The organism is Microbacterium terrae (assembly GCF_017831975.1).
Classification (GTDB): domain Bacteria; phylum Actinomycetota; class Actinomycetes; order Actinomycetales; family Microbacteriaceae; genus Microbacterium; species Microbacterium terrae.
This window is the reverse complement of sequence record NZ_JAFDSS010000001.1, coordinates 443,551-469,225: the sequence shown is the minus strand read 5'-3', so window position 1 is coordinate 469,225 and position 25,675 is coordinate 443,551. Positions and strand designations below refer to the sequence as shown.

General features: G+C 66.8%; 25 protein-coding genes and 1 pseudogene. 6 read left to right on the top strand and 20 right to left on the bottom strand.

Annotated features, from left to right (window positions below; translation table 11 throughout):
* Nucleotides 1-68: 68 nt before the first annotated feature.
* The 5 genes from JOD63_RS02070 to JOD63_RS02050 form a co-directional block, all read right to left on the bottom strand.
* Nucleotides 69-836 (bottom strand): ABC transporter permease, encoded by a 768-nt coding sequence (locus tag JOD63_RS02070; RefSeq protein WP_045277239.1) that lies wholly within the window; start codon nt 834-836, stop codon nt 69-71.
* Nucleotides 833-1,651: an ABC transporter ATP-binding protein gene (locus JOD63_RS02065; RefSeq protein WP_045277238.1), complete on the bottom strand. Its 819-nt coding sequence runs from the start codon at nt 1,649-1,651 to the stop codon at nt 833-835. The genes JOD63_RS02070 and JOD63_RS02065 overlap by 4 nt, the downstream gene beginning before the upstream one ends.
* Complete coding sequence (locus JOD63_RS02060) at nt 1,648-2,019, bottom strand: DUF1048 domain-containing protein (RefSeq protein WP_045277237.1); 372 nt, start codon at nt 2,017-2,019, stop codon at nt 1,648-1,650. Before JOD63_RS02060 ends, JOD63_RS02065 begins: the two co-directional genes overlap by 4 nt.
* A gap of 2 nt (nt 2,020-2,021) precedes the next feature.
* Nucleotides 2,022-2,351, bottom strand: coding sequence for a PadR family transcriptional regulator (locus JOD63_RS02055; protein WP_045277236.1), 330 nt, complete (start codon nt 2,349-2,351; stop codon nt 2,022-2,024).
* Between the two features lie 192 nt (nt 2,352-2,543).
* A complete protein-coding gene (locus JOD63_RS02050) occupies nt 2,544-5,600 on the bottom strand; it encodes a LamG-like jellyroll fold domain-containing protein (protein WP_169748432.1) in 3,057 nt (1,018 codons plus the stop codon).
* A 152-nt stretch (nt 5,601-5,752) separates the two neighbouring features.
* Here JOD63_RS02050 and JOD63_RS02045 point away from each other — a divergent pair, with 152 nt between their 5' ends.
* Nucleotides 5,753-6,850, top strand: coding sequence for a substrate-binding domain-containing protein (locus JOD63_RS02045; protein WP_045277234.1), 1,098 nt, complete (start codon nt 5,753-5,755; stop codon nt 6,848-6,850).
* 27 nt (nt 6,851-6,877) lie between these two features.
* On the opposite strand, the gene JOD63_RS02040 is transcribed toward JOD63_RS02045, so the two are convergent.
* The 3 genes from JOD63_RS02040 to JOD63_RS02030 all read right to left on the bottom strand — a co-directional run bounded on the left by JOD63_RS02040 (nt 6,878) and on the right by JOD63_RS02030 (nt 9,356).
* Nucleotides 6,878-7,951 carry a Gfo/Idh/MocA family protein gene (locus JOD63_RS02040; RefSeq protein ID WP_157004074.1) on the bottom strand — a complete coding sequence of 358 codons (1,074 nt, stop codon included), beginning with the start codon at nt 7,949-7,951 and terminating at the stop codon, nt 6,878-6,880.
* Complete coding sequence (locus tag JOD63_RS02035; protein WP_045277232.1) at nt 7,948-8,706, bottom strand: ThuA domain-containing protein; 759 nt, start codon at nt 8,704-8,706, stop codon at nt 7,948-7,950. The genes JOD63_RS02040 and JOD63_RS02035 overlap by 4 nt, the downstream gene beginning before the upstream one ends.
* Nucleotides 8,707-8,843: 137 nt before the next feature.
* On the bottom strand, nt 8,844-9,356 hold the full coding sequence (locus tag JOD63_RS02030) for a MarR family winged helix-turn-helix transcriptional regulator (protein ID WP_045277231.1): 513 nt from the start codon (nt 9,354-9,356) through the stop codon (nt 8,844-8,846).
* A 60-nt stretch (nt 9,357-9,416) separates the two neighbouring features.
* On the opposite strand from JOD63_RS02030, the gene JOD63_RS02025 reads away from it, so the two are divergent.
* Nucleotides 9,417-10,592: an FAD-dependent oxidoreductase gene (locus JOD63_RS02025; protein ID WP_045277230.1), complete on the top strand. Its 1,176-nt coding sequence runs from the start codon at nt 9,417-9,419 to the stop codon at nt 10,590-10,592.
* Between the two features lie 104 nt (nt 10,593-10,696).
* Here JOD63_RS02025 and JOD63_RS02020 read toward each other — a convergent pair whose 3' ends face one another.
* The gene (locus JOD63_RS02020; protein WP_045277229.1) at nt 10,697-11,053 is read right to left on the bottom strand and encodes an ArsR/SmtB family transcription factor; all 357 of its coding nucleotides are present in this window, start codon (nt 11,051-11,053) and stop codon (nt 10,697-10,699) included.
* Nucleotides 11,054-11,142: 89 nt separating this feature from the next.
* Here JOD63_RS02020 and JOD63_RS02015 point away from each other — a divergent pair, with 89 nt between their 5' ends.
* The 3 genes and pseudogenes from JOD63_RS02015 to JOD63_RS02005 all read left to right on the top strand — a co-directional run bounded on the left by JOD63_RS02015 (nt 11,143) and on the right by JOD63_RS02005 (nt 13,386).
* Complete coding sequence (locus tag JOD63_RS02015) at nt 11,143-12,462, top strand: NAD(P)-binding domain-containing protein (RefSeq protein WP_045277228.1); 1,320 nt, start codon at nt 11,143-11,145, stop codon at nt 12,460-12,462.
* Nucleotides 12,459-12,950: pseudogene (locus tag JOD63_RS02010) on the top strand (N-acetyltransferase family protein); the annotation flags it as partial. The gene JOD63_RS02015 and the pseudogene JOD63_RS02010, both read left to right, overlap by 4 nt.
* Nucleotides 12,951-12,975: 25 nt before the next feature.
* Entirely contained in the window at nt 12,976-13,386 is a 411-nt protein-coding gene (locus JOD63_RS02005; protein ID WP_045277227.1) for an arsenate reductase ArsC, read from the top strand.
* Between the two features lie 304 nt (nt 13,387-13,690).
* Here the strand turns inward: JOD63_RS02005 and JOD63_RS02000 are convergent, their stop codons facing one another.
* The 3 genes from JOD63_RS02000 to JOD63_RS01990 all read right to left on the bottom strand — a co-directional run bounded on the left by JOD63_RS02000 (nt 13,691) and on the right by JOD63_RS01990 (nt 17,244).
* Nucleotides 13,691-15,637 (bottom strand): acyltransferase family protein, encoded by a 1,947-nt coding sequence (locus tag JOD63_RS02000; protein WP_045277226.1) that lies wholly within the window; start codon nt 15,635-15,637, stop codon nt 13,691-13,693.
* 294 nt (nt 15,638-15,931) lie between these two features.
* On the bottom strand, nt 15,932-16,537 hold the full coding sequence (locus JOD63_RS01995; protein WP_045277225.1) for an HD domain-containing protein: 606 nt from the start codon (nt 16,535-16,537) through the stop codon (nt 15,932-15,934).
* 116 nt (nt 16,538-16,653) lie between these two features.
* Complete coding sequence (locus JOD63_RS01990; RefSeq protein WP_045277224.1) at nt 16,654-17,244, bottom strand: TetR/AcrR family transcriptional regulator; 591 nt, start codon at nt 17,242-17,244, stop codon at nt 16,654-16,656.
* A gap of 21 nt (nt 17,245-17,265) precedes the next feature.
* Between JOD63_RS01990 and JOD63_RS01985 the strand changes: the two genes are divergently transcribed.
* On the top strand, nt 17,266-18,069 hold the full coding sequence (locus JOD63_RS01985; RefSeq protein ID WP_245243867.1) for an SDR family oxidoreductase: 804 nt from the start codon (nt 17,266-17,268) through the stop codon (nt 18,067-18,069).
* A gap of 61 nt (nt 18,070-18,130) precedes the next feature.
* On the opposite strand, the gene JOD63_RS01980 is transcribed toward JOD63_RS01985, so the two are convergent.
* The 8 genes from JOD63_RS01980 to JOD63_RS01945 form a co-directional block, all read right to left on the bottom strand.
* Nucleotides 18,131-18,376 carry a hypothetical protein gene (locus tag JOD63_RS01980; protein WP_157004072.1) on the bottom strand — a complete coding sequence of 82 codons (246 nt, stop codon included), beginning with the start codon at nt 18,374-18,376 and terminating at the stop codon, nt 18,131-18,133.
* A 734-nt stretch (nt 18,377-19,110) separates the two neighbouring features.
* Complete coding sequence (locus tag JOD63_RS01975; RefSeq protein ID WP_045277221.1) at nt 19,111-20,112, bottom strand: DUF3644 domain-containing protein; 1,002 nt, start codon at nt 20,110-20,112, stop codon at nt 19,111-19,113.
* A gap of 54 nt (nt 20,113-20,166) precedes the next feature.
* Nucleotides 20,167-20,937: a TatD family hydrolase gene (locus JOD63_RS18330; protein WP_084613771.1), complete on the bottom strand. Its 771-nt coding sequence runs from the start codon at nt 20,935-20,937 to the stop codon at nt 20,167-20,169.
* Nucleotides 20,934-22,229: a hypothetical protein gene (locus tag JOD63_RS01965; RefSeq protein WP_052682640.1), complete on the bottom strand. Its 1,296-nt coding sequence runs from the start codon at nt 22,227-22,229 to the stop codon at nt 20,934-20,936. Before JOD63_RS01965 ends, JOD63_RS18330 begins: the two co-directional genes overlap by 4 nt.
* Complete coding sequence (locus tag JOD63_RS01960) at nt 22,229-22,975, bottom strand: hypothetical protein (protein WP_157004071.1); 747 nt, start codon at nt 22,973-22,975, stop codon at nt 22,229-22,231. The genes JOD63_RS01965 and JOD63_RS01960 overlap by 1 nt, the downstream gene beginning before the upstream one ends.
* Before the next feature lie 2 nt (nt 22,976-22,977).
* Nucleotides 22,978-24,843: a KAP family P-loop NTPase fold protein gene (locus tag JOD63_RS01955; protein ID WP_052682639.1), complete on the bottom strand. Its 1,866-nt coding sequence runs from the start codon at nt 24,841-24,843 to the stop codon at nt 22,978-22,980.
* Complete coding sequence (locus JOD63_RS01950) at nt 24,840-25,121, bottom strand: BsuBI/PstI family type II restriction endonuclease (RefSeq protein ID WP_045277219.1); 282 nt, start codon at nt 25,119-25,121, stop codon at nt 24,840-24,842. The genes JOD63_RS01955 and JOD63_RS01950 overlap by 4 nt, the downstream gene beginning before the upstream one ends.
* Nucleotides 25,122-25,248: 127 nt before the next feature.
* A complete protein-coding gene (locus JOD63_RS01945; protein ID WP_211088028.1) occupies nt 25,249-25,638 on the bottom strand; it encodes a sulfate permease in 390 nt (129 codons plus the stop codon).
* Nucleotides 25,639-25,675 lie beyond the last annotated feature (37 nt).

Genomic DNA, 25,675 nt, shown 5'->3' with positions numbered 1-25,675 from the left:
GCGGTATTCCCGCGAACGACGAACCGGCGGGAGCCGAAGCCCCCGCCGGTTCGATCGCGACGCGTCATTCAGTTGAAGCGGCGCTTGTAGATCGCCGTGGCGAAGCCGAACGCGACGACGAGGATGCCGACGCACCAGGCGAGCGCGATCCACAGCTCGGAGCCGACCGGCTGACCTGCGAACAGCGCCCGGATGCTGTCGACGATGGACGTGACCGGCTGGTTCTCGGCGAACCAGCGCACGGGGCCCGGCATGCTCTCGGTCGGCACGAAGGCCGAGCTCAGGAACGGCAGGAAGATGAGCGGGTACGAGAACGCGCTCGCTCCGTCGACCGTCTTGGCCGACAGTCCGGCGATCACCGCGAGCCACGTGAGCGCCAAGGTGAACAGCACCAGGATGCCGATCACCGCGAGCCACGCTCCGATGCCTGCCCCGGTGCGGAACCCGAACAGGAGAGCCACCGCCACGACGATCGCGAGCGACACGAGGTTCGCCACGAGCGAGGTGAGCACATGCGCCCAGAGCACGCTCGATCGAGCGATCGGCATGGACTGGAAGCGCTCGAAGATGCCGCCCTGCAGATCGAGGAACAGCCGGTACGCGGTGTAGGCGATGCCCGACGCGATCGTGATCAGCAGGATGCCCGGGAGCATGTAGTCGATGTACGAGCCGGTGTAGCCGCCGATGTCGATCGCCCCGCCGAAGACGAAGACGAACAGCAGCATGAGCGCCACCGGCGTGACCGCCGTGGTGATGATCGTGTCGGGGCTGCGCATGATGTGCCGCAGCGACCGACCGGTGAGGACGGTGGTGTCCTCGAGGACGTGGGTGGTCATGACTCCTCCTGTGCGCCCGAGGCGCGGTCGATGCCGCTCGTGGCGGCACGGTCTGCCCGACGGCCGACCAGCGAGAGGAAGATCTCCTCGAGGGTCGGCTGCTTCTCGACGTACTCGACCTTCGCCGGCGGCAGCAGGGCCTTCAGCTCCGCCAGGGTGCCGTTCGCGATGATCGTGCCCTCGTGCAGGATCGCGATGCGGTCTGCGAGCTGCTCCGCCTCGTCGAGGTACTGCGTGGTGAGCAGCACGGTGGTGCCGGAGGCCGCGAGCTGCTTCACGGCGCCCCACACCTCGATGCGCGCCTCGGGGTCGAGCCCGGTGGTGGGCTCGTCGAGGAACACCACCGGCGGGTCTCCGATGAGGCTCATCGCGATGTCGAGCCGGCGCCGCATGCCTCCGGAGTACTCGGCGGACTTGCGGCCACCGGCATCCGTCAGCGAGAACCGGCGCAGCAGGTCGTCGGCGATCGCGCCGGGGTTGCGGAGGTGGCGCAGGCGCGCCACCAGCACGAGGTTCTCGCGCCCGGTGAGCACCTCGTCGACGGCGGCGAACTGGCCGGTGAGGCTGATCGACTGCCGCACGTCGGCCGCAGCCGTCGACACGTCGAAGCCGTTCACCGTCGCACCGCCGCCGTCGGCGCGCAGGAGCGTCGAGAGGATGCGCACGAGGGTGGTCTTGCCTGCTCCGTTCGACCCGAGCAGGGCGAAGATGCTGCCCCGCTGGACGTCGAGATCGACGCCGCGCAGCACGTGGAGGTCCGTGAAGGACTTCTCGATGCCCGTGACGCGAATTGCTGTCTCCTCGAGCGTGGTCATGCTCCCGCCTCCTGTCCTTCTGCGTCGTCGATCGCCTTGTTCAAGCGCGCGCGCTCCTTGTCGATCCACTGCTTGCCGCCGTACGCCTGCGCGAATGCGTCGGCGAAGTCGACGGGGTCGTTCCCGACGATCTCGCGCACCGGGGTCCCGTCGGCGACGGCGCGCTCCCAGAGGTCGGCGTGGTCGACGTACATCTGCACCATGGTCTCGCCGTCGACGATGCCGCCGTTGTACATGAGGTACCGGCTGACCGCCTCCGCGGCGGTGCGATACGGCTCAGGCAGCGCGTCGAGGCGCGCCTTGGCCTGCCGGTACTGCTTCTTCTGCTCGAGCGAGCCCGTGAGGAACTCGATCCACTTCGCTGCCATGATCAATCCTTTCCGTGGTGGAGCTGTTCGAGTCGTTCTACGAGGAAGCTCCACGTCCTCCAGAACTCGGTGAGCTGTTCGCGGCCCTGCGTGTTGAGCGAATACACCTTTCGCGGCGGCCCCTTCTCCGAAGGGACCTTCTCGACGTCGACGAGCCCGCGCTGCTCGATGCGCACGAGAAGCGCGTACACGGTGCCCTCGGCGATGTCGGAGAAACCCTGGTCGCGCAGCCACGCGGTGATCTCGTAGCCGTATGCCGAACGGCCGGCGAGGATCGCGAGCACGATGCCCTCGAGAACGCCCTTGAGCATCTCGGTCTCCTGCTTGCCCATCTGAGACCTCCTAACTACTCAGTGTTGATGACTACTGGTACATAGTAAGCATGAGTACCGGTACTTGGCAACACTGAATAGTGAAAATCTTCCGATGAGTCGGATCGGCGTATGGCCGCAGACGACGGACACCGACCTCCCGTCTCCGGGAGGTCGGTGTCAGTTGTTCGCGCGTCGCGAGGCGCGCGCCGGTCAGCGCAGCGTGAAGACCACCGTCTGCGTGTTTCCGGCGACGTCGTGCACGACCAGGGTGTTCTCTCCCGAGACCGCGCCGAATACACCCGGCTTCACGAAGTTCACGTCCGACCACGCGTTGTCCGACAGGTCCTTCGCCACGCCGTTGATCGAGACCTTGTCGATCTTGCCGGCGTCATAGAGCTTGAAGCTGACCAGATCGTACGATCCGTCGCCGCCGACGGTGAACGATCCGCCCTCCTTCACGGTGGCGGTGGGCCGGGTCGCGTCGACGGTGACGGCGACGTTTCCGGTCGCGGCGATGTGACCGGCGAGGTCCTCCGCGTTGTAGCGCACCGTGTACGACCCGTCGGGCAGCGTCACCGTGGCGGAGTGCGACCCGGCGAGCGCACCGGCCATCGGCGTCTGCGTGCTCTTGACGAGCGTCTTCCCCTGGTAGATGTTGGCGACGATGCGCTTGAGGCCCACGTCATCCGTCGCATCCACCTGGATCTGCACCGTCGGGAACGGGCCCGCCGTCGCCGGAGTCACGAGCGTCGCGACCGGCTTCGCCGTGTCGGGATGAGCGACGATGTCGACTTCGACGAGCCCCGATGCCCACGTCGCGCTGTTGCCGTTGTGGGCGTTGAAGACCCGGAGCACCTCGAGGCGCACGTGGCGGTAACGCCCGTCGACGTCATCCGAGGTGAACCCGACGGTGCGGTTGGCGGAGTTGTCCTTCAGCACGGTCCACTCGGCGCCGTCGACGCTGCCGTACAGCAGGTACTGGCTGTACGGTTCCGAGCCGTTGTAGTTGCGCCACGCGATGTCGGCACGGTCGAGGTCGTATGCGCCGCCGAGATCGACCTGCCAGTCGTACAGGATGCCACCGCCGGCGACGCTCTGCGCGACGTTGAGCGTCGGCGAGAAGAAGTGCGTGTCCGAACCCTGGGTCGCCAGGTTGTAGGCGATGCCGTCGTTCGCGACGTTCGCCGCGACGGTGGGCGCCGCCGTGCCGTACGCGGGCGAGGCCGAACCGCCTCCGGTCGACGACGCCGTCTTTCCGGCGGACACGCTCACGACGTCGGGCCGCACGATCTCCCCGCTCGCCGCATCGAACGACCAGTCCGTCATGTAGGTGAAGTCCAGCTCGCGCGAGCCGTCCGCACGCGTGTCGCCGAGGTCGATCGGCAGCCACACGTACGTCGACCCTCCGAGCTTCTCGGGCGTCCACCGGTCGCCCATGTAGACGTAACCCTGACCGGTCGATTCATCGCCGATCGACATGATGTTGGTCGGCTGGCTCTTGAAGCTCGTGTTGTTGCCGACCGGGATCTGATCGGACCAGACGTCCTGGGTCAGATCGTCGGTGTAGACGTACACGGTCTGGTTGGCGTACCACCCGGACTGCGCCGAGGTGAACAGGTAGTAGAACCCGTCGATGTACGTGATCGCCGGCGCCTCGCGGTGGTGGCCCGTGATCGGGTAGGACGCGTCGATGTCGAGCTTCGTGTAGTCGGCGGACAACGGGTAGATGCGGGTGTCGCCGCTGCCCTGCGCCGAGATGATGTACCCCGTGCCGTCGGGCGCGACATACGCGGTGAAGTCGCGCGACAGATAGCCGTTCGCTCCGAGCACGGTGTTCGCCGTGCTCGCCGCCGTGGTCCCCGGACGCTCGTGCCACAGCACCGTGTACTCGCCGTCGATGCCCGTGGAGCTGACTGCGGCGACGAGCTGCGACGGGCCGTACGACTCGCGCACCTCCCAGTGCCCGTACAGCACGAACGTGTCGTTCGATTCGTTGTAGATGAGCTTGGGCCGCTCGACCTTGCACGTCGCGTCGCCCTTCGTCCCGCAGTCGAGGCCTGCGGCGTCGGGCGAGAGGATCTGGTCGACGAAGGTCCAGTTGAGCAGATCGTCTGAGCGGTAGAGGTTCACGCCGTTGAAGCTCGCGTTGTCGTGCGACTTGTCTTCGCCCGCCCAGTAGTAGACGCCGTCGTGCTCGAGGAAGCCGCCTCCGTGAGCCTGGATCGAATCGCCTGCGGTGTCGTACCAGGTCTCGCCGACGGGAACGCCGTCGTATACCTCGATGGCAGGAACCGTGAACTCTCGCGACGCACTCCAGGTGGAGCCCGCCCGGTCGTGGCTGACGGTGAGCGTGACCTGGGCGTCGCCCGCCTCGGTCGAGGGCCGGGTGACGATTCCATCAGCGGTGACGACGTCGGCGTCGCTGGTCGACCAGGTCATGCCGGGAACCGCCGGCAGATCGAGGTCCTCGTACACGACGCCGTCGGCAGCGAGACCGGCGGCCACCTGATCCACCGCGAACTGGGCGTTCGCCGCCGCGAGATCGGTCGCTTCGGCCGGGGTGAGCGCCCGGTCGTAGACGAGCAGGTCGCGGTACCGCGACGCGACGTTGGTGAACACGGTCGCGTTGCGGTTGAGCCGGAACACGCCGTTGCCGATCGCGGCGAGCGTTCGCGTGGTCGCTGCGCGTGCGACCTCGTCGCCGTCGACGAAGACGGCGACCTCCGAGCCCGAGGCGAACGAGATCGCGATGTTCTGCCACACGCCCTTCCGGAGCGCGGGGAAGGTCGCGACCACCGAGGTCGTGCCGCCGCTCGTGATGGTGACCGCGGCGGTGTCGGCCGTGTGGAACGGGCGCACCGAGATGTTCGCAGTCGTGGGGTTCGAGCCGTACGTCACGAGCGTCGAGTTCGCGGTGCCGGTGGCAGACACCGGCAGGAAGACGTCCACTGCGAATGTCGCCGCGGATTCGCCCGAGAGCGTGAAGCCCGCGAAGGCGTTGTCGGCGAGATAGCTGCCGGATGCGGTCAGATCGAGATAGTCGGCCGTCCAGGTGGGGTTCACCACCGCATTCGACGTGAACGCATGTGCACCGTCGAGATCGGCCAGCTTCGTCGTCGAGTTCAGCGGATAGTGCGCGATCGCGCCTGGGGGCGTGGCAACCGCAGCCGTCGGCGTCACCAATGTCGCCGCGATCACCGCAGCGACGCCGGCGACGGCCGCCAGCATCCGCGGAAGTCCTCTTCTCGTCGTCTTCGACCCGTCCACCCGTTTCTCCTTCGACCCGTTGGGAACTTCGCGCCGCACCACACCGTGGGCGCAGGTGGATTGTGCAATGGGTTCGTCGCCGGCGAAAAGCGATTCGAACATATTCGATCCTGCTCGTACAGATACGAACCAGCCCGCTACAGTGACTGGGCATGGACCCCGCATCGTCGCCGTTCGGAATCTCACGCCGTGAGCACATCCTCGATGAGCTCCGTCGCACCGGAGCCGTTCGCGTGGCGGACCTGGCGCGCACGCTCGGCGTCGCCGAGCTGACGATTCGTCGCGACATCGGTCAGCTGGCCGATCGTGGCCTGCTCACCCGCGTACACGGCGGCGCCACTCTGCGCAGCCGCCTCGACACGACGGTTCCCCTCGAGACGACGGCGGCCCCGACCCGGTTCCGCGTCGGCATGGTCACCCCGTCGCTCACCTACTACTGGCCGCACATCATCGTGGGCGCCCGCGCGGCGGCGACCGAACTCGGCGTTCAGCTCGTGCTGCGCGGCGCCAGTTACTCCGTGGCCGACCAGCGACGACAGATCGGCTCGCTCGTCGATTCCGGAACCCTCCACGGGCTGCTCGTCGCACCGGAGACCCTGGGCGCCGATGGGCGAGCGCTCCTGCACTGGCTCGAGTCGCTGCCGATCCCCGTGGTGCTGGTCGAGCGCCGCGCCCCCTCAGCGCTGGCCCTCACCCGCCTCGAGTGGGTGACGACCGACCACGTCTTCGGCGGGTCGCTCGCCGCTGATCACCTGGCATCCGTCGGCCACCGCCGCGTCGGGATCGTCACCTCCGCCGGCTCCCCGACGTCTCTGCCGCTGCGTCGGGGCTGGGATCGCGCGGTCACCGAGCTCGGCCTGGAGTGTCTGGTCGACCTCGACATCCCGCTCGAGGTCATGGAGGGACCCTCGCGTGACGCCGAGATCGCCAGACTGCTCGAGCGTTGCCGCGCGACCGGCACGACGGCGGTGCTCGTCCATTCCGACCCGGAGGCGGTTCGCATCCAGCAGTACGCCCGCGACACCGGGTGGTCGGTCCCCGCCGATCTCGCGATCCTCGCCTACGACGACGAGGTGGCCGAGAACGCCGAGCCGCCGATCACCGCGCTGCGCCCCTCGAAGCAGCACGTCGGCCGACTCGCCGTCGAGACCATCGTGGGACGACTCACCGAGGGCGCGCGACGGCCGATTCAGCGCACCCTCGTGCTGCCGACCCTGCATCTGCGCGAGTCCACGGTGCGGATCACCTAGTCGCGCCCGGCACGCACCGTTGAGGCATCAGCGCGCCGGCGGCCAGGGGTCTGGCCAGCTCTCGAGCACCTCACGCACGTCGGGGTCGGCCGCGCGGAGCGCTGCAGCGTGCGCCGCGCGGAAGACCTCGGCCATCGAGACGCGTCGCCCCGACCCGGCCGACAGCACCGCCCCTTCGACCATCGCGAGCGTCCACACGTTCGTGCGCACACCACCCCATGAGGCAGGGCCGCCGTCGACCTCGCGGAGGAACTGCTCGAGCGTCGCGTCGAGCGCCTCGAGCTCACCCTCGGGCAGCGCGAGGGGACGGGCATCCTCATCGCGTACGTGCCGCTCGACGACCGTCTCGCCGTCCCACGACACGGCGCCGTGCGGGCCACCCGCCCGCCACAGGCCGTTCCACGACGTGCGAGCCCCATCGGCGCACCAACTGCCGTCGTAGGTGAATCGCGCTCCCCCGGCGAACGAGAACACGGCGATCGCCGAGGCGTCTCCCTCGTACCAGCTCCAGTCGGGGTTGAACTCCTCGCAGTAGACCGACTCAGGCCGCGAGCCGATCAGCAGGCGAGCGGCGTCGAGCGTGTGGATGGCCATGTCCACCAGCAGCGGATGCGGCATCTCGTCACGGAATCCGCCGAACCGCGGACCTTCGAAGAACTGGGCGCTCAGCTGCTGGGTGCCGCCCACCTCGTCGACCGCTGCGGCGAATGCCGACATTCCGGCGCTGAACGATCGCGACTGACTCGTCGAGAGCGGTGTGCCGGTGAGGTCCGACAGAGCCGCCAGCCGCAGCGCCTCTTCGACGGTGGGCACCACCGGCTTCTCGGAGAGCACCGGCACCCCGGCGCGCAGGGCAGCGGCGCTGACGTCGTAGTGCGCCTCCGGAATCGTGGCGTTGACGACCAGGTCCACCGGGGCCGCGAGAGCGGAGTCGATGCTGCGATGTGCGACAGCGCTCAACCCGCGGTCGGCGATCATCCGCTCAGCTGCACCGTCGACGATATCGACGACACCGACCACGCGGGCGTCATCGCGGGACTGGATGGCCCCGGCCCACGCGCGCCCCATTCCCCCGGCGCCGACGATCACGACGTCTCTCACTGCGGCTCCCCCGTCCACTCGCGCGGAACGTCGAACTCGCCCGGCAGATACATCGCCAGCCGCGGCAGCTCGCGCGGCCGGTCCGGGGCGGCCCACGACGCGGCGTTCGCGAGCACCCGCTGCACCGCGGGGTGGTGGTACACCGGAAAGTCCTGATCACCTGGCGAGAAGTAGAAGACCCTGCCGAGGCCTCGACGGTAGGTCATGCCCGAGCGGAAGACTTCGCCGCCCGAGAAGCCCGACACGAAGACGAGCTCGTCGGGCCGCGGCACATCGAAGAACTCGCCGTACATCTCCTGCTCGTCGATGATGAAGGGCTGCGGCACGCCTTGGGCGAGGGGATGCGCCGGGTCGACGGTCCACACCACCTCGCGGTCACGGTCACTGCGCCAGCGCAGTGCGCACGTCGTGCCCATGAGGCGGATGAAGATCTTCGAGAAGTGGCCGGAGTGGAGCACGACCAACCCCATACCCGACAGCACGTGGCGATGCACCCGCTCCACGATCGCGTCGTCGACGGCATGGTGCTGCACGTGACCCCACCAGTACAGCACGTCGGTGTCGGCGAGCCGCTCCTCCGTCAGCCCGTGCTCGGGCTGGTCGAGCGTCGCCGTGTCGACGCGAGCGTCGGCGCCGAGCTGCGCGGCGAGCGCTCCGGCGATCGTGCCGTGCATCGTCTCGGGGTAGATCTCACGCGTGCGCGCATCGTGCACATCGTGGTGGTTCTCGCCCCACACCAGGATCCGTGTCGCCATCGTCCACCTTCCGCTCAGCACCGCTGCATCCGACGAAGCCCTCCGGTGGCTGCGTCGACTGCTGTCGATTCTGCCGCACGGGCGTCGGGCCCTCCGTCCGAGTCAGCGCCGAGACCGGCGATACCGGGCCGGCGTGATCACTCGAGCGACCCGTCGCCTGCGGGAGTCCGTGTGGAGCGCGCGGCGCGACCTCCCGGGTGTTCGACACGGGCGCGGTGTCGCTCGGTGAGCTCGGTCATGCGCTCGAGCACCGACGACAGCGCGATGATGTCGTCGGCGCTGAGGTCGCCGAAGACGACGGCGCCCTCCTCGACCATGGGTCCGTACGCCTCCCACACCCGCGTCTGCCCCTCCTCGGTGAGTTCGACGAGCACTCGTCTCCTGTCGTCGGGCGAGGGGGTGCGTCGCACCAGGCCTCGCACGGTCAGCCGATCGATCAGCGCCGTGGTCGCCGCTGGACGCAGACCCGTCGCATCGGCGATCTCGCCGGCGCTGTGGGGCCCCTCGCTGAGGCAGTCGAGGCAGCGCATGTCGGCCATGTTCAGGCCCAAGGATCGTCCGACCGCGTCGTCGAAGCGCTGCACGCTGCGTTGATACCGCTGCAAGATGCGGCCCGCATGGTCCATGGCTTCTTGACGCGACGCCGTCATTCTCGTATCCTTTCGAATATCGAATCATCTGAGATTCGAACCAACACCAGGGAGCATACGATGCAGGCGATCATCGTCGGCGGCGGAATCGCCGGTCCGGCAACGGCGATGGCTCTTCACTCCGTCGGCATCGAGTCCGTCATCCTCGAGCGTTCGAGCGCAGATCGAGCTGCCGGATCGTGGTTCACGATTGCACCGAACGGCCTGGCGGCGCTCGACGCGCTCGACGCGCTCGACCCGGTCCGCGCGCTCGGAGTCCCGACGTCGCGGAACATCATGCTCGGCGCCACCGGGCGAGAGCTCGGGCGCCTGTCGTTGGGCCGTCCCCTCGACGACGGCACACCGGCCCTCTCGTTCCGCAGACCCGACCTGTCTGCCGCGTTGATGGGCGAGGCGCGCTCCCGGGGAATCGACGTGCGGTACACGGCATCCGTCCGCGGCGCGGAGACCTCCGATGCGGGCGCGAGCGTCACACTCGCCGACGGCAGCCGCATCGAAGCGGATATCGTCATCGGCGCGGACGGCATACGCTCGGTGGTGCGGAGCGCGATCGATCCCGACGGACCACACGGACGTTACGTCGGCCTGCTCAACTTCGGGGGAATCGCACCGGGAGCCGCAGCCTCGGCCGGATTCGAACCCGAGGCATGGACCTTCGTCTTCGGTCGCAAAGCCTTCTTCGGTGCCCTGCCGACCCCGCAGGGCGATGTCGTCTGGTTCGTGAACGAACCGCACGCCGTCATCTCTCCCGCCGAGCGAGCGGCGACAAGCGACGACCAGTGGCGGGTCCACCTGGCCGAACTCGCGCGCGACGACGCCGGACCGTTCGCAGCGTTGATCTCGAGCAGCACCGTCGAGCTCGCAGCCGATCCCACCCACGACCTGCCGAGGGTGCGCAAATGGCACCGCGGAAACCTCGCGATCATCGGCGACGCGCTTCACGCCCCCTCGCCCAGCTCCGGGCAGGGAGCATCGATGGCGCTCGAGGACGCGGTGGTCCTGGCGTCCTGCCTCCGTGACGGACGCGGAACGCCGACCGATCGATTCGCGGCCTTCGAGAGCGCCCGCAGAAAGCGGGTCGAACGGATCGTCGCAGACGGTGCACGCTCGAGCAGCTCGAAGACTGCCGGGCCCGTGGCACGGGTGTTCCAGGATGCGATGCTGCGCTGGGTCTTCCGTCACCTCGTCACCGAGAAGTCGACGGCGGCGACCTACGACTACCGCGTCGCCCTCTAGCGAACGAATGCCGGGCCATCGTCGCGCATGTACTGTCGGCGGATTCCGGTCTCCTCGGAGCTGCTCGAGGGCGAGGCCAGCGCCGAACTCGACGGCAGGGCGATTCAGATCGTGAGGAAGCCCGCGACCCCGGTGAGCGCTTCGGGCTTGAGCTTGTAGTAGGCCCAGGTGCCGCGCTTGGAGCGGGAGAGGAACCCTGCTTCGGTGAGCACCTTGAGATGGTGGGACACGGTCGGCTGGGACAGGCCGACGGGTTCGATGAGGTCGCAGACGCATGCTTCCTGACCCTCGGAGGACGCGACGATCGACAGCAGCCGCAGCCGCGCCGGGTCGGCGAGCGCCTTCAGCGTGATGGCGAGATGCTCGGCTTCCTGCTGCCCGATGGGCTCTTTCATCAGCGGAGCGCAGCACACTTCGCCGACGGAAGCGGTGATGTCGGTGACCTCGAGCATCGTGACCATGCATCGACATTAATCGATATTGACAGCCATCGATAGAGCCGCTCATACTGGGCATCGACGTTCATCGATATCTTTCGCGAGAGGTTCCCGTGACTCTGATCGACCTGACACCACGCGTTGCGTCCAGCGACCGGATGGCGACGCTGCCGGTGCTGATCATCGGCGCCGGCCCGGTCGGGCTGGCGGCCGCGGCGAACCTCGCCGAGCGCGGTATCGACTTCACGGTCCTGGAGGCCGGCGACCGACCGGCATCCGCCATCCGACTCTGGGGGCACACTCGGCTGTTCTCGCCCTGGCGGCACCTGATCGACCCCGCGTCCCGGCGGCTGCTGGAGGCGGCGGGCTGGACGGCGCCGGCCGACGAGGGTCGCGCCCCGACCGGGCAGGACCTCGTCGACGACTATCTGGCGCCACTGGCGGAGATCGAGCAGCTCCGCTCCCGGATCCGGTACGGCGCGAGAGTGGTCGCGGTGACCCGTGAGGGCATGGACCGCACCCGCACCGCTGGCCGCGACACCACCCCCTTCCTGATCCGCCTGACGACCGGCACCGGGCGGGTCGAGGAGCTGACCGGGCGCGCGGTGATCGACGCGTCCGGCACCTACCGCACCCCGAACCCGTTGACCTCGTCCGGGCTGGACCCGGTCGGAGCGGCGGACGTCGCCGACCTGGTGGTCCATGCACTGCCTGACGTGCTGGGCGCCGACCGGGCGCGGTTCGCGGGCCGACACACCACGGTGGTCGGTGCTGGCCACTCCGCCGCGAACACCGTGATCGGGTTGGCGGAACTGGCACAGGGCGAGCCGGGTACCCGGGCCACGTGGCTGATCCGCAACGCCTCCGCTGCCCGGGTCTCGTCGTCGGCAGACGACGAGCTCGCCGGCCGGGCACGGCTGGGATCCCGTGTCGACCAGCTCGTCGCCGCTGGGGTGATCGAGAAGATCGACTCCTTCGAGATCTCTGCCGTCCACCGCGACGGCCCCGGCCTTCGCCTGGCCGGGTCGCGGCGCGGCGAGGCGGTCGCCCACGACACCGACCTGGTGGTGGGCGCGACCGGGTTCCGCCCTGACCTGACCATGTTGCGAGAGGTCCGGCTGCAGCTGGACGACATCGTCGAAGCACCCATCCGGTTGGCGCCGCTGATCGACCCGAATCTGCACTCCTGCGGCACCGTCGCCCCGCACGGATTCGACGAGCTCCGCCACCCCGAGCCCGGATTCTTCCTGGTCGGGATGAAGTCGTACGGCCGGGCGCCGACCTTCCTGCTGGCCACCGGCTACGAGCAGGTGCGCTCCGTGGTCGCCTGGCTGGACGGCGACATGCGCGCCGCGGTCGACGTGCAGCTCACCCTGCCCGCCACCGGGGTCTGCTCCACCGACCCCGGCAGTGAAAGCTCGTGCTGCTCATGACACGGGTCCGCGAGATGACCGCGGCAGACTGGCCGCAGATCGAGGCGATCTTCGCCGCCGGAATCGCGGGCGGTGAAGCCACCTTCGAGACCACCACGCCCAGCTGGGAGCAATTCGACGCCGGCAAGATCCCCGACGCCCGACTCGTCGCCGTCGCCGACACCGGCGCCGTCGTCGGCTGGGCGGCCGCCTCCCCCGTTTCGACCCGCGCGGTCTACCGGGGTGTGATCGAGCACTCCGTCTACATCCACCCAGCCCACCACGGGAAGGGCGTCGGCCGGCTGCTGCTCGAGGCGTTCATCGACGCCGCCGAGGAAGCCGGGTACTGGACCATCCAGTCCAGCATCTTCCCCGAGAACACCACCAGCCTGCGCCTGCACGAACGCGCCGGATTCCGCATCGTCGGCCGGCGGGAACGCATCGCCCGCTCCCAGCTCGGCCCGCACGCCGGCATCTGGCGCGACACCATCGTCGTCGAACGACGTTCCACCCGAACGGAAACGAGCCTCCCGCATGAGCGACAGCAAGCCGACCGTCCTGTTCGTCTGCGTCCACAATGCCGGTCGATCCCAGATGGCCGCCGGCTATCTGCAAGCCCTCGCCGGTGACCGCGTCGATGTGCTCTCCGCCGGCTCCGAACCCAAAGACCAGATCAACCCGATCGCCGTCGACGCCATGGCCGAAGAAGGCATCGACATCGCGAACAACACCCCGAAACTGCTCACCGTCGACGCAGTGAAGGAATCCGACGTCGTGATCACGATGGGGTGTGGCGACGCCTGCCCGATCTTCCCCGGCAAGCGTTACGAGGACTGGCAGCTCGACGACCCCGCTGGGCAGAACGCGGAGGCTGTCCGCCGCATCCGCGACGAGATCCGCGCCCGCGTAGAAGCCCTCATCACCGAACTCGCCCCGACCGCGTGACCGGCGGCACACCCGCCCTCACGAGGCAGCCGCTCTGGCGGCGGGCGCTGGCCGAGTTTCTCGGCACCGGTCTCCTCGCCGTTCGTGTTCAGCCCATTCGAGGAGAGTCGGAGTGACGGAGACGATATCCCCCGAAGAGCTGCAGTGGTTCAGAACATGGATCGAGAAACACCCACCGCTGCCAAGCCTGGAGTTCGATCGCGGTGACGCCACTGCCGATGCGGGGCGGCTCATGGCCTCGGCAGAGGTTCGTTCGTGATGGCCTGACGAGGCCGGGCGCCGAGCACGCTCGGCGGTCGCAACGTCACGGCCCAGCGGAGGCCGCCCGGGCGAGGGCGTCGGCGATGACATCGGCGAACACCTCGGCTCCCGCTGCGGTCGGGTGGATGCCGTCGGCTGCCAGCAGTTCGGTCCGGGTCGCGATCGCTTCGTCCCACGCGCCGACCACGACGCCCGGATGCGCCGCGGCGAAGGCGCGGATGTCGTGGTTGACCCCGCCGATCCAGGATCTCGGCGCGAATGCCGTGATGAGGATGAGATGACGCTCCGGCCCGACGATCTCGACGACCCGGTCGAGCGTGCCACGGCCGAAGTAGTCGTTGGTGCCCAGTGCGACGACGACGCACGAGCGCAGCTGGCCGGTCACCGCGAGCTGCTGCAGCACGTCGGCCGCCGATCGCCCGGATCGCGAGACCTGCGCATCGATCAGGATGCCGGGGTATCGGTTGAGCAGCGCCTGCGCCGAGGCCAGCATGACGGAGTCGCCGACCGCAGTGACCTGATCACCGGTGATGACCGGCGCCACGGGAGCAGAAGGCGAGGCGACCGGGGACGGCGACGGGGCGGGTCCGGATGGCGCGAGAATCGGTGCCGGCGTGTCCGTCGGCGCGGACGGCGCCGCGACCCCCGGTGACGGGGACGCTGCCGCAACGGCATCCTGTCCCGCCTGAACGTACCGCTCCGCATCCGTTCGTTCGGGAGCCTGCGCGACAGCGGCAGTGGTGCCGGCGACGACGAGCGCCGCCGCGGCGACCACCCCGACGGCCCGCCATCGGCGCACGGGCGCGCCCGAGGCGAGCGCTTGTGCGGTCCGGCGCATCGTGAGACGGAATCCGTCGCGTCGGATGGGCGTCTCGATCCATCGATAGGATGCCGCGGCGGCACCGATCGTGATCACGACGGCCGCGGCGGCCACCGTGGGCGACCCGGATTCATCGCCGATCACCGCACCGACGAGCAGCAGCACGGGCCAATGCCAGAGGTAGATGCCGTAGGACCGCTGCCCGACCCAGCGCACGGGGCGAACCTCGAGGATCCGCCCCAGCCAGGAACCCGGCCATACGCTTCCGGCTATCGCGGCGACGGTCAGGATCGAGGTCACCAGGAGCAGACCGGGGTACGTGAGTGCCGTGTCGGTCGGCGGCGACATCGCGATCGCGACCACCCCGATCAGTGCGAAGAGACCGACCACGCCCATCGCGTTGCCGACCGCGGGACGATGGGCCCTCGGCGACACCGCAACCGGGTAGGGAAGGACACGCCATCCCCCGTCGAGCAGGTACGCCGACGGCGACGGCAACGGGGGTCGCTCGAAGACCGCCTGAAGCCCGAAGGCGAGTGCGCACCCCAACAGGAGGCCGAATCCGTGCGTATCGGTGCCGAAGTAGACACGCGTGATGTCGCCCCGCGTCAGAATCAGGAGCGTCGCCCACGCCGCGCTCGTTCCCGCGAGGATCAGCGCGAACCCGACCCGTGCGGGTCGTGTCGCGAAGACGGCTGCGAGCAGGCCGACGAGCACCGGCCAGACGAGGTAGAACTGCTCCTCCACGGCGAGCGACCATACGTTCTGGAAGAGGGGCGACGCTGCTTCATCGAAGTAGTTCGCACTCGACGCGATGGCGACCCAGTTGTATGAGAACGTCAGCGCACTCGCCAGTTGTGCGCCCACACGCCACAGCAGCTCGTCGTCGATCGCCCACGCCGCCGTCGCGCAGACGGTGAGCATCACCACGAGTGCCGGCAGCAGACGCCGTGCCCGGCGTGCCCAGAACGCACGCAGTCCGATTCGGCCGGTGCTTTCGCGTTCAGCCAGCAGGAGAGAGGTGATCAGGAATCCCGACAGCACGAAGAACACGTCGACGCCGACGAATCCGGACTGCACGCCCAGCGGCGGCGCAGCGTGGTACACGACCACCAGCGCGACCGCGAGAGCGCGGATGCCGTCCAGACCCGCATATCGGGTACGCGTCACTGTCTCGCCCCCGCGTGATGGCGACGCGCGGCGGTCGAGGAGATGACCGCGATCAGACGACACCGCGACGAGACCGTTCGAGGAGCGGCGGGGGCCACCATGGCTGCGCGAGAAGGTCTCTGCGTGCCGGCGCCTCAAGCTCACTGTCCGACTCCGGCATCTCGCCGTGTCCTCTCGCTCGGCTGGAGCTCGTCCTGTTCTGCCGAAACTGTAGCCGAGCAGCATCCTTCACCCGCGCACATCACGGGCGATCCCGAGGCGAGAAGATTCCGCGCAGTCGCCCTCCAGTCGGAGTCAGCCGAGACGTTCGAGGGGGTTGGCCGCAAGCTTGCCGATGATGCCGCCATCGACGAGCCGTCTCGCGGCCGTATCGGGTTTGCGCGCTGCCTGGTCGCTCACGCATGAGCCGAACTCCGCGGCGAGCATCCCACGTGGGTGGGTGGTGAGGACCTCGCGCCGGAAGTCCTCCGGAAGATCATTCGGCCTCGCGCCTGAGATGTCCAGACCCGTGGCGATCTCGAGCAGGTAGCCCTCGGCGTCCAACGCGCGGTCGACACTCGGCCAGTTGTGACGCACGATCACCTCCAGCACCCGATCGCGCCGGCGTCGTGGCCAGCCTGCTCCCACGGTGAGCGCGACACCGACGTGCCCGCCGGCGTGTTCGTAGGAGATCCTGTGGTTGTCGAACTCCGCCACGGTGCCGATGTCGTGCAGGACGGCGGACACGTACAGCAGCTCGTGGTCGATGTCCGTGATGCCATCGACGTGCGCGAAGGCCTCTGCCCAGAGCCAGGAGCGCAGCGCGTGAGCGGTGATCGCTGCGGACTGGTACTGCGTGGCGAGCTCGAGAGCACCGCGGGCAGCAGGAGTATCGGGCACCGGGAAGTCTGCAATGCGCATACATACATCCTGCTGACCCCCGAGAGACGACGCCCCAGTTCGGTGCGTCAGCGATCGTCCGATAACCGCCAATGCTCGATTGACGGAGGATGCGCTCCCGCCTTGCGGACTATCCGCTATCCGGCGCCTCGGATCGCAGTCGTGACGAGGCGCTCGATGTCGAGATCGAGGATGGAGGTTCGCAATACGAGCAGTCGGTGGTAGAACGCGCCCCAGATCTGGTCGATGACGATGTCGATGTCTGCGTGCTCGCTCAATTGCCCGACGTGCTGCGCTGCTCGGAGTCGCTCGCGCGCGAGGTCGCGGCGGGGAAGCGCGTAGGTGCGCGTCCACGCCTCGGCCAGAGCGGGATCCGTCTGGGCGGATCCGATGAGCTGTGGGATCACACCACCGGCGCCGCCTTGTGTCAACAGTTCGGCGAATGCGGTGACCTGTGCGACGAGGTCGGCGTGGAGGTCGCCGGTGTCAGGGAACTTCAGCAGCGGCTCGCTACGTGCGACGTACGCCTCGGCTGCGAGTGCACCTGGCGACACCCACCACTTGTACAGAGTGGTCTTGCTCACTCCCGCCTCCTTGGCCACCCGTTCGAACGTGATCGCACGGATCCCTTCAGCGAAGAGCAGCCGACTCGAGGTCGACACCACAGCGGTGCGAACCTCGGCGGCGGGGCGGCGCCCTCTCCCGGACCGCGGTGTCGGTGCTGTCATGCTCGGCTCCTTTGTGAACGATTGGTCCATTATTGCGGTACCGTTCTTTATGAACGATACGTTCATATCGGGTTGAAGGAGATTCATATGAGCACTACTGCTGATCGGGTTGCCATCGTCACAGGCGGTTCCGGGGGGATCGGCCGCGACTGCTCCCTGCGACTTGCCGCGGACGGGATCGCCGTCGTAGTCCACTACTCAGCCAATCAGGACCGCGCCCAGCAAACGGTCCGCGACATCGAGGCAACAGGTGGCCGCGCAATCGCCGTCGGGGGCGATGTCGCCGACGAACGCGACATGGCCGAGCTGTTCGACGCAGGCCAGCGCGCATTCGGTGGAGTGGATGTGCTCGTGCACACGGCGGGTGTGATGCCTCTGGCACCGATCGCGGAGGTCGAACTCGACACTTTCGATCGCGTCCAGCGCACCAACGTCCGGGGCACGTTCGTTGTCGACCAGCTTGCCGCGCAGCGAATGCGCGCAGGCGGCGCGATCGTGAACTTCTCCACCTCGGTCACTCGACTGCAGATCCCCGGTTACGGCGCGTACGCGGCGTCCAAGGGTGCCGTCGAGGCGATCACACTGATCCTCGCGCGTGAGCTGCGCGGACGAGACATCACCGTCAATGCTCTCGCCCCGGGCCCCACGGCCACCCCGTTGTTCTTCGAGGGGAAGAGCCAGGAGCAGATCGATGGCATCGCCGCGTCCAACCCGATGGGCCGCCTCGGGACGCCAGGCGACATCGCCGAAGCCGTCGCGTTCCTCGCCGGACCCGCGCGCTGGGTCAACGGCCAGATCCTCTACGTCAACGGCGGCGCCGCATAGCTCGCCGTGTGCACTCTCCGGAACGGTTCGCCACGGTAGTCCCTGCCCGCAGACCGGTCCTTCATAGCGCGGCGTGCGCGACGACGGCGTAGACGCTGGTGACGAGGACGACGACCGCGACGATTGCGTCAGTCCAGAGCGCGAACTGCTCCTGAGCGTTCTTCCCGGGGTTGCGAAGATGACCCAGGAACGCGAAGCACAGGTAGGCCGCTCCAGCAAAGCCCGCGATCGGCCACCAGTGTGGAATGAGAGCGAGCAGCCCGCTGAGGCCGAACGCGATGTTCGCCTGTGCCAACTCGCGAGTCACCGTCTTCTCCGCCGGCGTCGCAGACTCGCTACCCATGATCCGAGCCGTGACCTCGGGTCTCCACGAGCGTGAGCAACACCTCATCCTGCCAGCGTCGAGGCGAGAACACCACAGTCGTATTGGCGACGAAAAACGAAGAAAGACCGCCCGAGGGCGGTCTTTCTTCGTAGCAGGAGCGGGGCTTGAACCCGCGACCTCACGATTTCGATTCGAGTTCTCTGAGAGTGCTGCACGCCTCGAGTGATCTCGACATACCTAGGTCTGACCTGGCGTTTCTTGTCGTTGACGAGATCGATACTACGCCTCCGCTCGGACAATCTGGAGTGACTTCGGCTGAGTTCTCGATGAATAAGCGGTGGCGCATCGAGTGGCTTCCCCGTGCGTTCGTTTAGGGCACGTCAGTCGAGCATCCGGAGAACGGGCTATACGTGCATCGCCGCGGCGCTGACCGCTGTGCACCAGAACGCGCCGGAGTGGCCCGCACCACGACCGGCAATCGCACGAGGTCTGGCCGGCGCAAAACACCGTGAACGCGCGCCGCCATCGTGGCAGGAAGTTCCGGCTGCTCGCCGACTGATTGTTCGTGTACGCGAGGATTTCTGCGTCGGTCGGCTCCGCATGGATGCCTCGGAGGCCGCTGTCTTCGTGCTCTTCGACGTAGGCGTGACGAATCACGAGCGCATCCGCGAGGTCAATCCCGGGATGGCGCAGGATCGGTTCGAGGGTAAGGCTGGTCACTTCGCAACTCCGCGAAGGCTTGCGCTGTAGCCCTTTCGGGCACTGTCGTACTGCTCGTCACTCAGCGAGACCATGTATGCGACAGTCTCCCCAGACCATGAATGTGAAGCGCCGATGGTGTGCTTCCACGCGTATTTCGGATTCTCGCGAAGCTGATCCTGCCAGCACAGCGCCTGGTGATCACGGCTCGTCAGCTTGCGTCCTGTGCGCTTCTCGTTGACCTTCTCGAGTAACTTGGTCGCACTGTACGGGTGTGTCTGGTTCGGGTCGGTCTTGCGGATCGCAATCTGGCCGTCAGCGGTAGGCGAGACTGCGACCACGAGATCTGCGCTGCTCATCTTCTTCTGCGATTGCATGTGGATGTCGTAGACCGTGGCCACCCGTCCCATGTCGCCGCCTGCCGCCTGAGCGACGTCCATCAGATGCCGAAGCTCGGTGATGAAGTCCTCGACCTCGGCAACCATCGTGGCGTTCTTGTCGACCTTCATGAACTGCACTGCATCCGCGGGCGCCGTCGCACCAAGCGGGAGCAGCTGCCAGGTCATCGAGTCGGCCAGGTCCTTCTTGAACTTGGCAACCATGAAGTCCCGATAGTTCAGGATGTTCTGCTGCAAGAAGGGGTAGATGACCGCGCCGAGGCCCTGCGCGTTGTACAGGTGGATTGCCCGATCCCGGTACCCGGTGAGCGCTTTGACATTTGCCACAACGGCGGGGCCATCGATGTCCGCCGGCCAGAGCTTGCTGGCAGTGACGCGTCCGAGCGCGTCGTCAATCGCGATTGACCGGTAGCGTTCGCCGCGCTTCTTTGGGTAGAAAATCGATCGGTTCTTCTGCCGCAGGGTGGCCTTCAGCGCCAGCTCCCACGCGTTGACGATCAGCATGACCGTCACCTCATCGCGGTACGTCATCTGCGGCTTGTTGTAGACCTCGACGGCCGCGAGCATCGCAGCGAGCGAGTTATCGACCAACCGTTTGATCGAGACGTACGGTGCGCTCATCGGTGAACTCCTCGGGCGAGCTATGGGGTGGTTTCAAAGAGCGGGGCCGCAACTTCAGCGGCTGTGTCTATCGAGAACATCTCGCCACTCACTGCCAAGGCGATCTCTAACCCCGGCCTGCTGCACGAGGCGAGCGAAGTTGTCCCAGAACGAGAAACGCTGACTGAGCTTGTCGACGCCGAAACGTTGTGCTGTGCACTGCTCGACTTCGCTAGTGCCACCTGGCTGCCTTCGTCCGGGTACGCGGCGATCCCCGTAAGGGTGGTCAGTCTCCGAAAGGATGCGGTCGGGCGGGATCACGCTGAGTGTCTCATCCGCGGACATCATGGCTGGCGGCAGGGAGAAGTAGCACCCGAGCCGGACAGCCTCTTCGGTGGCCTCAGCTCCCCCGGTCCACCAATGCAGGATGACGCCTTCGACCGGAGTGCGATGCAGCTCTCGCAGCACGCGCAGGTGCGCGCCGGAACTATGCACGCTCACTATCCGAGGGTGACGCTGGAGCTCCTCTAGAACGTGTCGGAATGTTGCCGTCTGCAGCTCGATCGGCACTCGACTCGAGCCGTCTAGGCCGACCTCACCCACGAGTGGCGTGTCTTGAATGTGCTGTCGGAAACGCTCGACCGTGAATGCTGTCTGCGCTCGGACGAGTCCCGGGTGAACCCCGACACCCCAGAGCGTCCTGAGATCAGAGCGGGATCGCACTGTTTCGAACTCGTCGAGGGACCGAGTCATCGCAAAAATGAAGGCGCCGAGTTTTCGCAGCTCGGCACCATCGATGCCTGGGTCCACGTGCGCATGGGTGTCGAGCGGTGGGGGGACCCTCATAGGTCGAGCCCTTGCAGTTCCTCGCGTCCTCGTCGGCACAGTTCGAGAGCGTCGGCTAGAGCGATGCTCGACGGGAGCTGGAGCTTCGCAAGATCCGATTCACCGAATGAATCGCGCAGGAAATCACTCATGGCCGGCACCACGGATTTCTCCTTCACCCAGGCCGTCTGCTGGTCGTCCGCGGGTACGAGATAGGGCGTGCTGTCGTCCAATCCGGACGCGTGAAACGAGGCCCGTCGAAGCACACACCCGAAGCACACTCCGCACGCCACCGAAGCCGGGATCCCGTACGACTTCTGGCCAGTGTGCGAGCACGACCACGTATCGCTCAGGAACTTGCTCGCGCGCTCGTTTCCGAGCAGCTCTCGGACACGCTGGAACATCTCGCCCTTCGTTTCGGCCGCGTGCGGGTTGACCAGATCGTGGTGCGCTCCCACCGATGCGAGCAGGGAGATCAGGTCGCCGAGGAACTTCGGATGCGTTGTCTTCGTTGAGAGGCTCCCCCGACGACTTCGAGAGAGCGGCGGGTTGATCGATGCATAACCGTTCTCGGGCAGCCAGAGCGGCACTTTGTGAACCGAAGCCACCGCGAGCCCCAAAGCAATGAAGAGGAACGAACGTGACCGCGTCGAGTTCTCCTTGCCGTAGGCCTTGCCAGTCGGTGAATGACGACCCCGCGCCAGCAACACCTTCACATGATCGGCAGTGGTTCCGGGCGCGATCTCCTCAATCGCGGCTGCGACTCTCGACTGAACCGGGGTCAGATTGGAGGATGCCCAGTGCGAGACCAGGACCTGTTGTTCACCGCGCGAAGCGAGGTCGACCGCGGAGAGCAGAGCACCCGTCGCTGAGTCCGCTCCGCCGCTGAGGAGCACTACGCGCGTTGCGCCGAGACCGACAGTAGCGATCTGTTCCGGACCTCCGGCGTCTTCCCGAAACGTGAACCGCCAGATATCGCCGGTGAGGAAGCCGAGGAGCTTCTCGAGCTCAGGCTGAACGGTCCGCCACGGACTTGCCGCGAGCACTTCCACAGCGACGGAGATGTCCCGCTGATTCCAGTTGGACAGCCGACCCGAGCGCAGCGACGAGCGGTCCGCTGCGAGCACGGCAATAGCGATGCGGACCAGATCGATGTTGCGGTCGTTGACTGCGCCAAGGCCACCCAGCAGCGGTCCGTAGTTTGCCCGGAAGTACCGGTGGGAATGGGCGTCATGCCAATAGAAGGTTCGATCCGCATCGGAGGTCGGCGTGGATGGGACGGGCGTGACAGTCAGCTCATAGGAGAACACCATTACTCGGCTCCGTCTTTGAAGATGCGGCGGAGACTATGAAGGCCACGCTCGATAGCCGAGTCGATAGCATCCGGACTTGCACCCGCCTCAGACAGATTGGCGCGTGCGGCCAACTGATGGCTCGCGTCGTAGACCTCATCGATGAAGTCCTCGCGCGACACCGAGCCGGTCGAGGTGAACTCGTCTGATTCGGAGATGAAGATCTCGGCGATCATCACGCCGATAGCGTGTTCAGCGGTAGCGGCGGCGTCCGGCGTCGATGGATTCACATCCGTGTCGAGCATCCACTCGAGAAGGTGATGTGCGATGTCTCGCTGCTCTTCGGCGGGGATGTCGCTGGAAGTCTGCGCCTCGCAGACGACGTCGAGAATGGCTCGAACCATTTCGGCTCGGGTAGGCAGGGCGGATAGCGAATCGAAGTCGAGACCGGCTTTTGTGAGGGCCTCGCGATCACCTTCGCGGAAAGCCCGGGCGAGATTGGCAGCACGGCTCGCGGTCGCGGCATACGCGCGCGCGTCACGACGCGGGGCGCTCTGCTTGCGGCCAGTGCCACCGCCGGCCCCACCGCCACCGCCACCTGACGAGCGGCGCGAGAACACGGGGATCTTCAGCGCCTGAGCGACGACACCCTCAGGAATGCGCGACTTCTGGCCGGCCGACTGACCATCCGCCCACTGGCCGACGCCATCGCGGAGGGCACGACCGACCTTGCCCGTCGACCCCTTATACGACGAGCTCGTCCCCATGACTAGATGCCCTCCTTGGCAGCAGCAACAGCTTCAATGAGTTCCTTACGTCCGCTGACGTTCGCCATCTGCGTCATCTGCTCGACAATCGGCTCAGGGTCGTCCGCACGAAGCTGAATGAAACCGCCCACCTTGAGATCCGCAGGCCGCAACCGCTTCAGTGCCGCGATAGCCGTCGCCACAGACGATGGCTGAACACGAACAATGCGAAGTATCGCGACGATGCCGGCCGACTGCTTCTGTGGCTCATCAGCGATCACGCCACCGATGTGGTGGATCAGCTTGTCCGCTTCGCTGCTCTGCAGGTTGCGAAGCATGTCCTCGGTCACGCGACGGGCTTCACCAACCGATCGCGACAGGATCTGCGTCGCGATGTCGCGGATCGATTCCGGCAGTCCTTCGGAAGCCAGGAAGACGCTCTTGAAGCTTGCTGCGAAGACGAGATACGGCGCGATGTCCTTCTTGGCGAGCGGCGGAGAAAGCCGCGCCCAACGGATCAGTCCGTCGCCAAACCGTGGCTTAGAAGCCTCGCTTCCTGCTCCCGCTTCGACAGCAGCACCGCCGTCCTCTTCGGTTTCGGCGTCGTCCGTTGGTTCGGGTTGTTCCGCTTCGTCGTCAGCCTGAGGCGTGCCGGCCTGCGCTTCGAGGGCAGCGAGATTTTGCCGGAGCGTCTGCTCGCGCAGCCAGCCGGTGACCTCCTTAAACTCGTCAGGGAAGTACTGCTCGAGCACCATGAGCTTCGCGATCGTGGCCGCGTCCAGTGTGATTCCGCGGCGAGCCGCGATGCTCAATCGCACCGACAGGTCGTTCAGGAATCGCTTGATGCGTCGAGGGTTGCCCTTCGTCTTCTCATGAACGATCGGGCGAATTCGGGCCGCGTTGTTGCGCTGCTCGAGGAACTCGTCCTTCTGGAGCGAGGCGACTGTTTCCAACGCGATCGCACCACGCCGTGCGACAGAGACATCGCTCACGATCTGCGCGTACTCGGCTGGTTCGACCAGCGCGCGGATCTGAAGGAGGACAAGGTAGGCCTCAGTGTCGAAGTCCGAGAGCGCGGGTACGGGCACCGAGGTCTGAACGATCTTGTGCAGATAGAGCTGGGCCGGGGTCTCTTCGCCCGGCTTCGCTTCAGGAGCAGCGGGATAGCGAGTAGCGATTGCGTCTGCAACGCGCTCTTCGTCAGCAGCGATGACGAACGACATCTTCGGCACCGATAGGAAGAGTCTGATGGTCTCGAGCGTCTCGACGACGGTCTCGGGAAGGCAGCGGTCCAGGTCGTCGACAAGTACGACGACGTTCTTGATCGTCTCCATACCCTCCGACTCGAGGAGAGCGCGGAACTCGGCACGGAACTGCACCATGTCTGTGATCGGCTCAGGGCCGTTCTCGTCTCCGCCTTCCTTCGGCTTGACGAGGCTCAGCACGCTATCGAGCGAGGGCAGGGACACTGTGACCGCAGACTGGGCAGCGAGCTTCATCGCCTTGGTCCAGTCGATCCGCTTCAAGAGACGCTTGACGAGCGCCTTCGACTGCGCGCCGACGCCCTCCTCGGGGAGAGCCTCCTCGATGGCTGAGAGGATCTCGCCAATCAGCGACTCTTTGATTCCGAGCTGTGGGTCGTATCGCCACGGGTCAGTCTCGATGATGAGACACGACACCGGCTCGCCCGGCTTCGGCTTCAACTGCTTTGCGATGATGCGCAGCACTGAGGTCTTGCCGCTCCCCCATGAGCCCGAGAGTCCAAGCGCAATGGGGTCAAGACGGGGGTCGAGCAGGGCATCGACGACCGTGCCGGCGACAGCGTCGAACGACAGCAGGTCGACGTCGGTCGGCTCGTCTAGGAATAGCGGATAGATATCGGTGCTCACGACGTCTCCACGGCGAGCGGGCCGGCGAACTTAGCCCCGTCGCGATGGATCATGTGCGTCGGGGCGGGCGCGCACCACGCCTTCGTCTCGCACGCGAGGTCAGTCAGGAACTTCCGCACGATGGCCCGGTCAGGGAAGTAGGAGACGCAGACCAGCCTCGCGTTGGTGAAGGCTGACTGATACAGCGCGAAGTACGGCCCCCGCGCGGCTTGATCAGCTGGATCCATGGCCGCGATGGCGGACTCGCGTCGCGGTTCGGCCCGGTCAATCAGACTCATGCTCAGAGCGTACCGACAGGCTCCGACAACAGCGATCGATTCGACAACGGGCTCCTAAGCGCGAGCAACCCCCTTTTGCGTGCAGTGCCCGGATACGGATCGAAAGCGAGCGGTGGGTCCGCCAGCGTCAGACGGTCGCGCCGGCGCGCTCCGCTTCAACCCGAGCCACCTCGGTGCCGTCGCTCGCGACGGGCAACGCGGCTACGTGACGCGCGCGAGCCTCAAGCATCCGAAGGTAGGCGAGGCGGATCAGGGTCACCGGGCCGACAACCACAAACTTGATCGCATTCCACAGGCAGATGAACGCGAGCAGGTACAGCCACTTCGGCGCCCCTTGACCGATGAGTCCGACAGAGACGACGGCGCCAAGCAGGTACACGGGGGCGAGGAGCATCGCAGGCGCGCCCCACTTGAGCCCGCGGCGGGTCATGATCGCGGCGATCAAGAGGTTCGTCGGCATCGCGCGACGTAGGAACGAATGGATGTGAGCGCTGAGGCTCCAGATGAGTCCGAACATGCGGCTTCCCTCCGTAGGTTCAGCAACGAGAACGTGA

Excerpts from the sequence above, each read along its gene's own strand:
- JOD63_RS02070 (WP_045277239.1), bottom strand. The coding sequence starts at position 836 with ATGACCACCCACGTCCTCGAGGACACCACCGTCCTCACCGGTCGGTCG.
- JOD63_RS02065 (WP_045277238.1), bottom strand. The coding sequence starts at position 1,651 with ATGACCACGCTCGAGGAGACAGCAATTCGCGTCACGGGCATCGAGAAG.
- JOD63_RS02060 (WP_045277237.1), bottom strand. The coding sequence starts at position 2,019 with ATGGCAGCGAAGTGGATCGAGTTCCTCACGGGCTCGCTCGAGCAGAAG.
- JOD63_RS02055 (WP_045277236.1), bottom strand. The coding sequence starts at position 2,351 with ATGGGCAAGCAGGAGACCGAGATGCTCAAGGGCGTTCTCGAGGGCATC.
- JOD63_RS02045 (WP_045277234.1), top strand. The coding sequence starts at position 5,753 with ATGGACCCCGCATCGTCGCCGTTCGGAATCTCACGCCGTGAGCACATC.
- JOD63_RS02035 (WP_045277232.1), bottom strand. The coding sequence starts at position 8,706 with ATGGCGACACGGATCCTGGTGTGGGGCGAGAACCACCACGATGTGCAC.
- JOD63_RS02030 (WP_045277231.1), bottom strand. The coding sequence starts at position 9,356 with ATGACGGCGTCGCGTCAAGAAGCCATGGACCATGCGGGCCGCATCTTG.
- JOD63_RS02025 (WP_045277230.1), top strand. The coding sequence starts at position 9,417 with ATGCAGGCGATCATCGTCGGCGGCGGAATCGCCGGTCCGGCAACGGCG.
- JOD63_RS02020 (WP_045277229.1), bottom strand. The coding sequence starts at position 11,053 with ATGGTCACGATGCTCGAGGTCACCGACATCACCGCTTCCGTCGGCGAA.
- JOD63_RS02005 (WP_045277227.1), top strand. The coding sequence starts at position 12,976 with ATGAGCGACAGCAAGCCGACCGTCCTGTTCGTCTGCGTCCACAATGCC.
- JOD63_RS01995 (WP_045277225.1), bottom strand. The coding sequence starts at position 16,537 with ATGCGCATTGCAGACTTCCCGGTGCCCGATACTCCTGCTGCCCGCGGT.
- JOD63_RS01990 (WP_045277224.1), bottom strand. The coding sequence starts at position 17,244 with ATGACAGCACCGACACCGCGGTCCGGGAGAGGGCGCCGCCCCGCCGCC.
- JOD63_RS01975 (WP_045277221.1), bottom strand. The coding sequence starts at position 20,112 with ATGAGCGCACCGTACGTCTCGATCAAACGGTTGGTCGATAACTCGCTC.
- JOD63_RS18330 (WP_084613771.1), bottom strand. The coding sequence starts at position 20,937 with ATGAGGGTCCCCCCACCGCTCGACACCCATGCGCACGTGGACCCAGGC.
- JOD63_RS01965 (WP_052682640.1), bottom strand. The coding sequence starts at position 22,229 with ATGGTGTTCTCCTATGAGCTGACTGTCACGCCCGTCCCATCCACGCCG.
- JOD63_RS01960 (WP_157004071.1), bottom strand. The coding sequence starts at position 22,975 with ATGGGGACGAGCTCGTCGTATAAGGGGTCGACGGGCAAGGTCGGTCGT.
- JOD63_RS01950 (WP_045277219.1), bottom strand. The coding sequence starts at position 25,121 with ATGAGTCTGATTGACCGGGCCGAACCGCGACGCGAGTCCGCCATCGCG.
- JOD63_RS01945 (WP_211088028.1), bottom strand. The coding sequence starts at position 25,638 with ATGTTCGGACTCATCTGGAGCCTCAGCGCTCACATCCATTCGTTCCTA.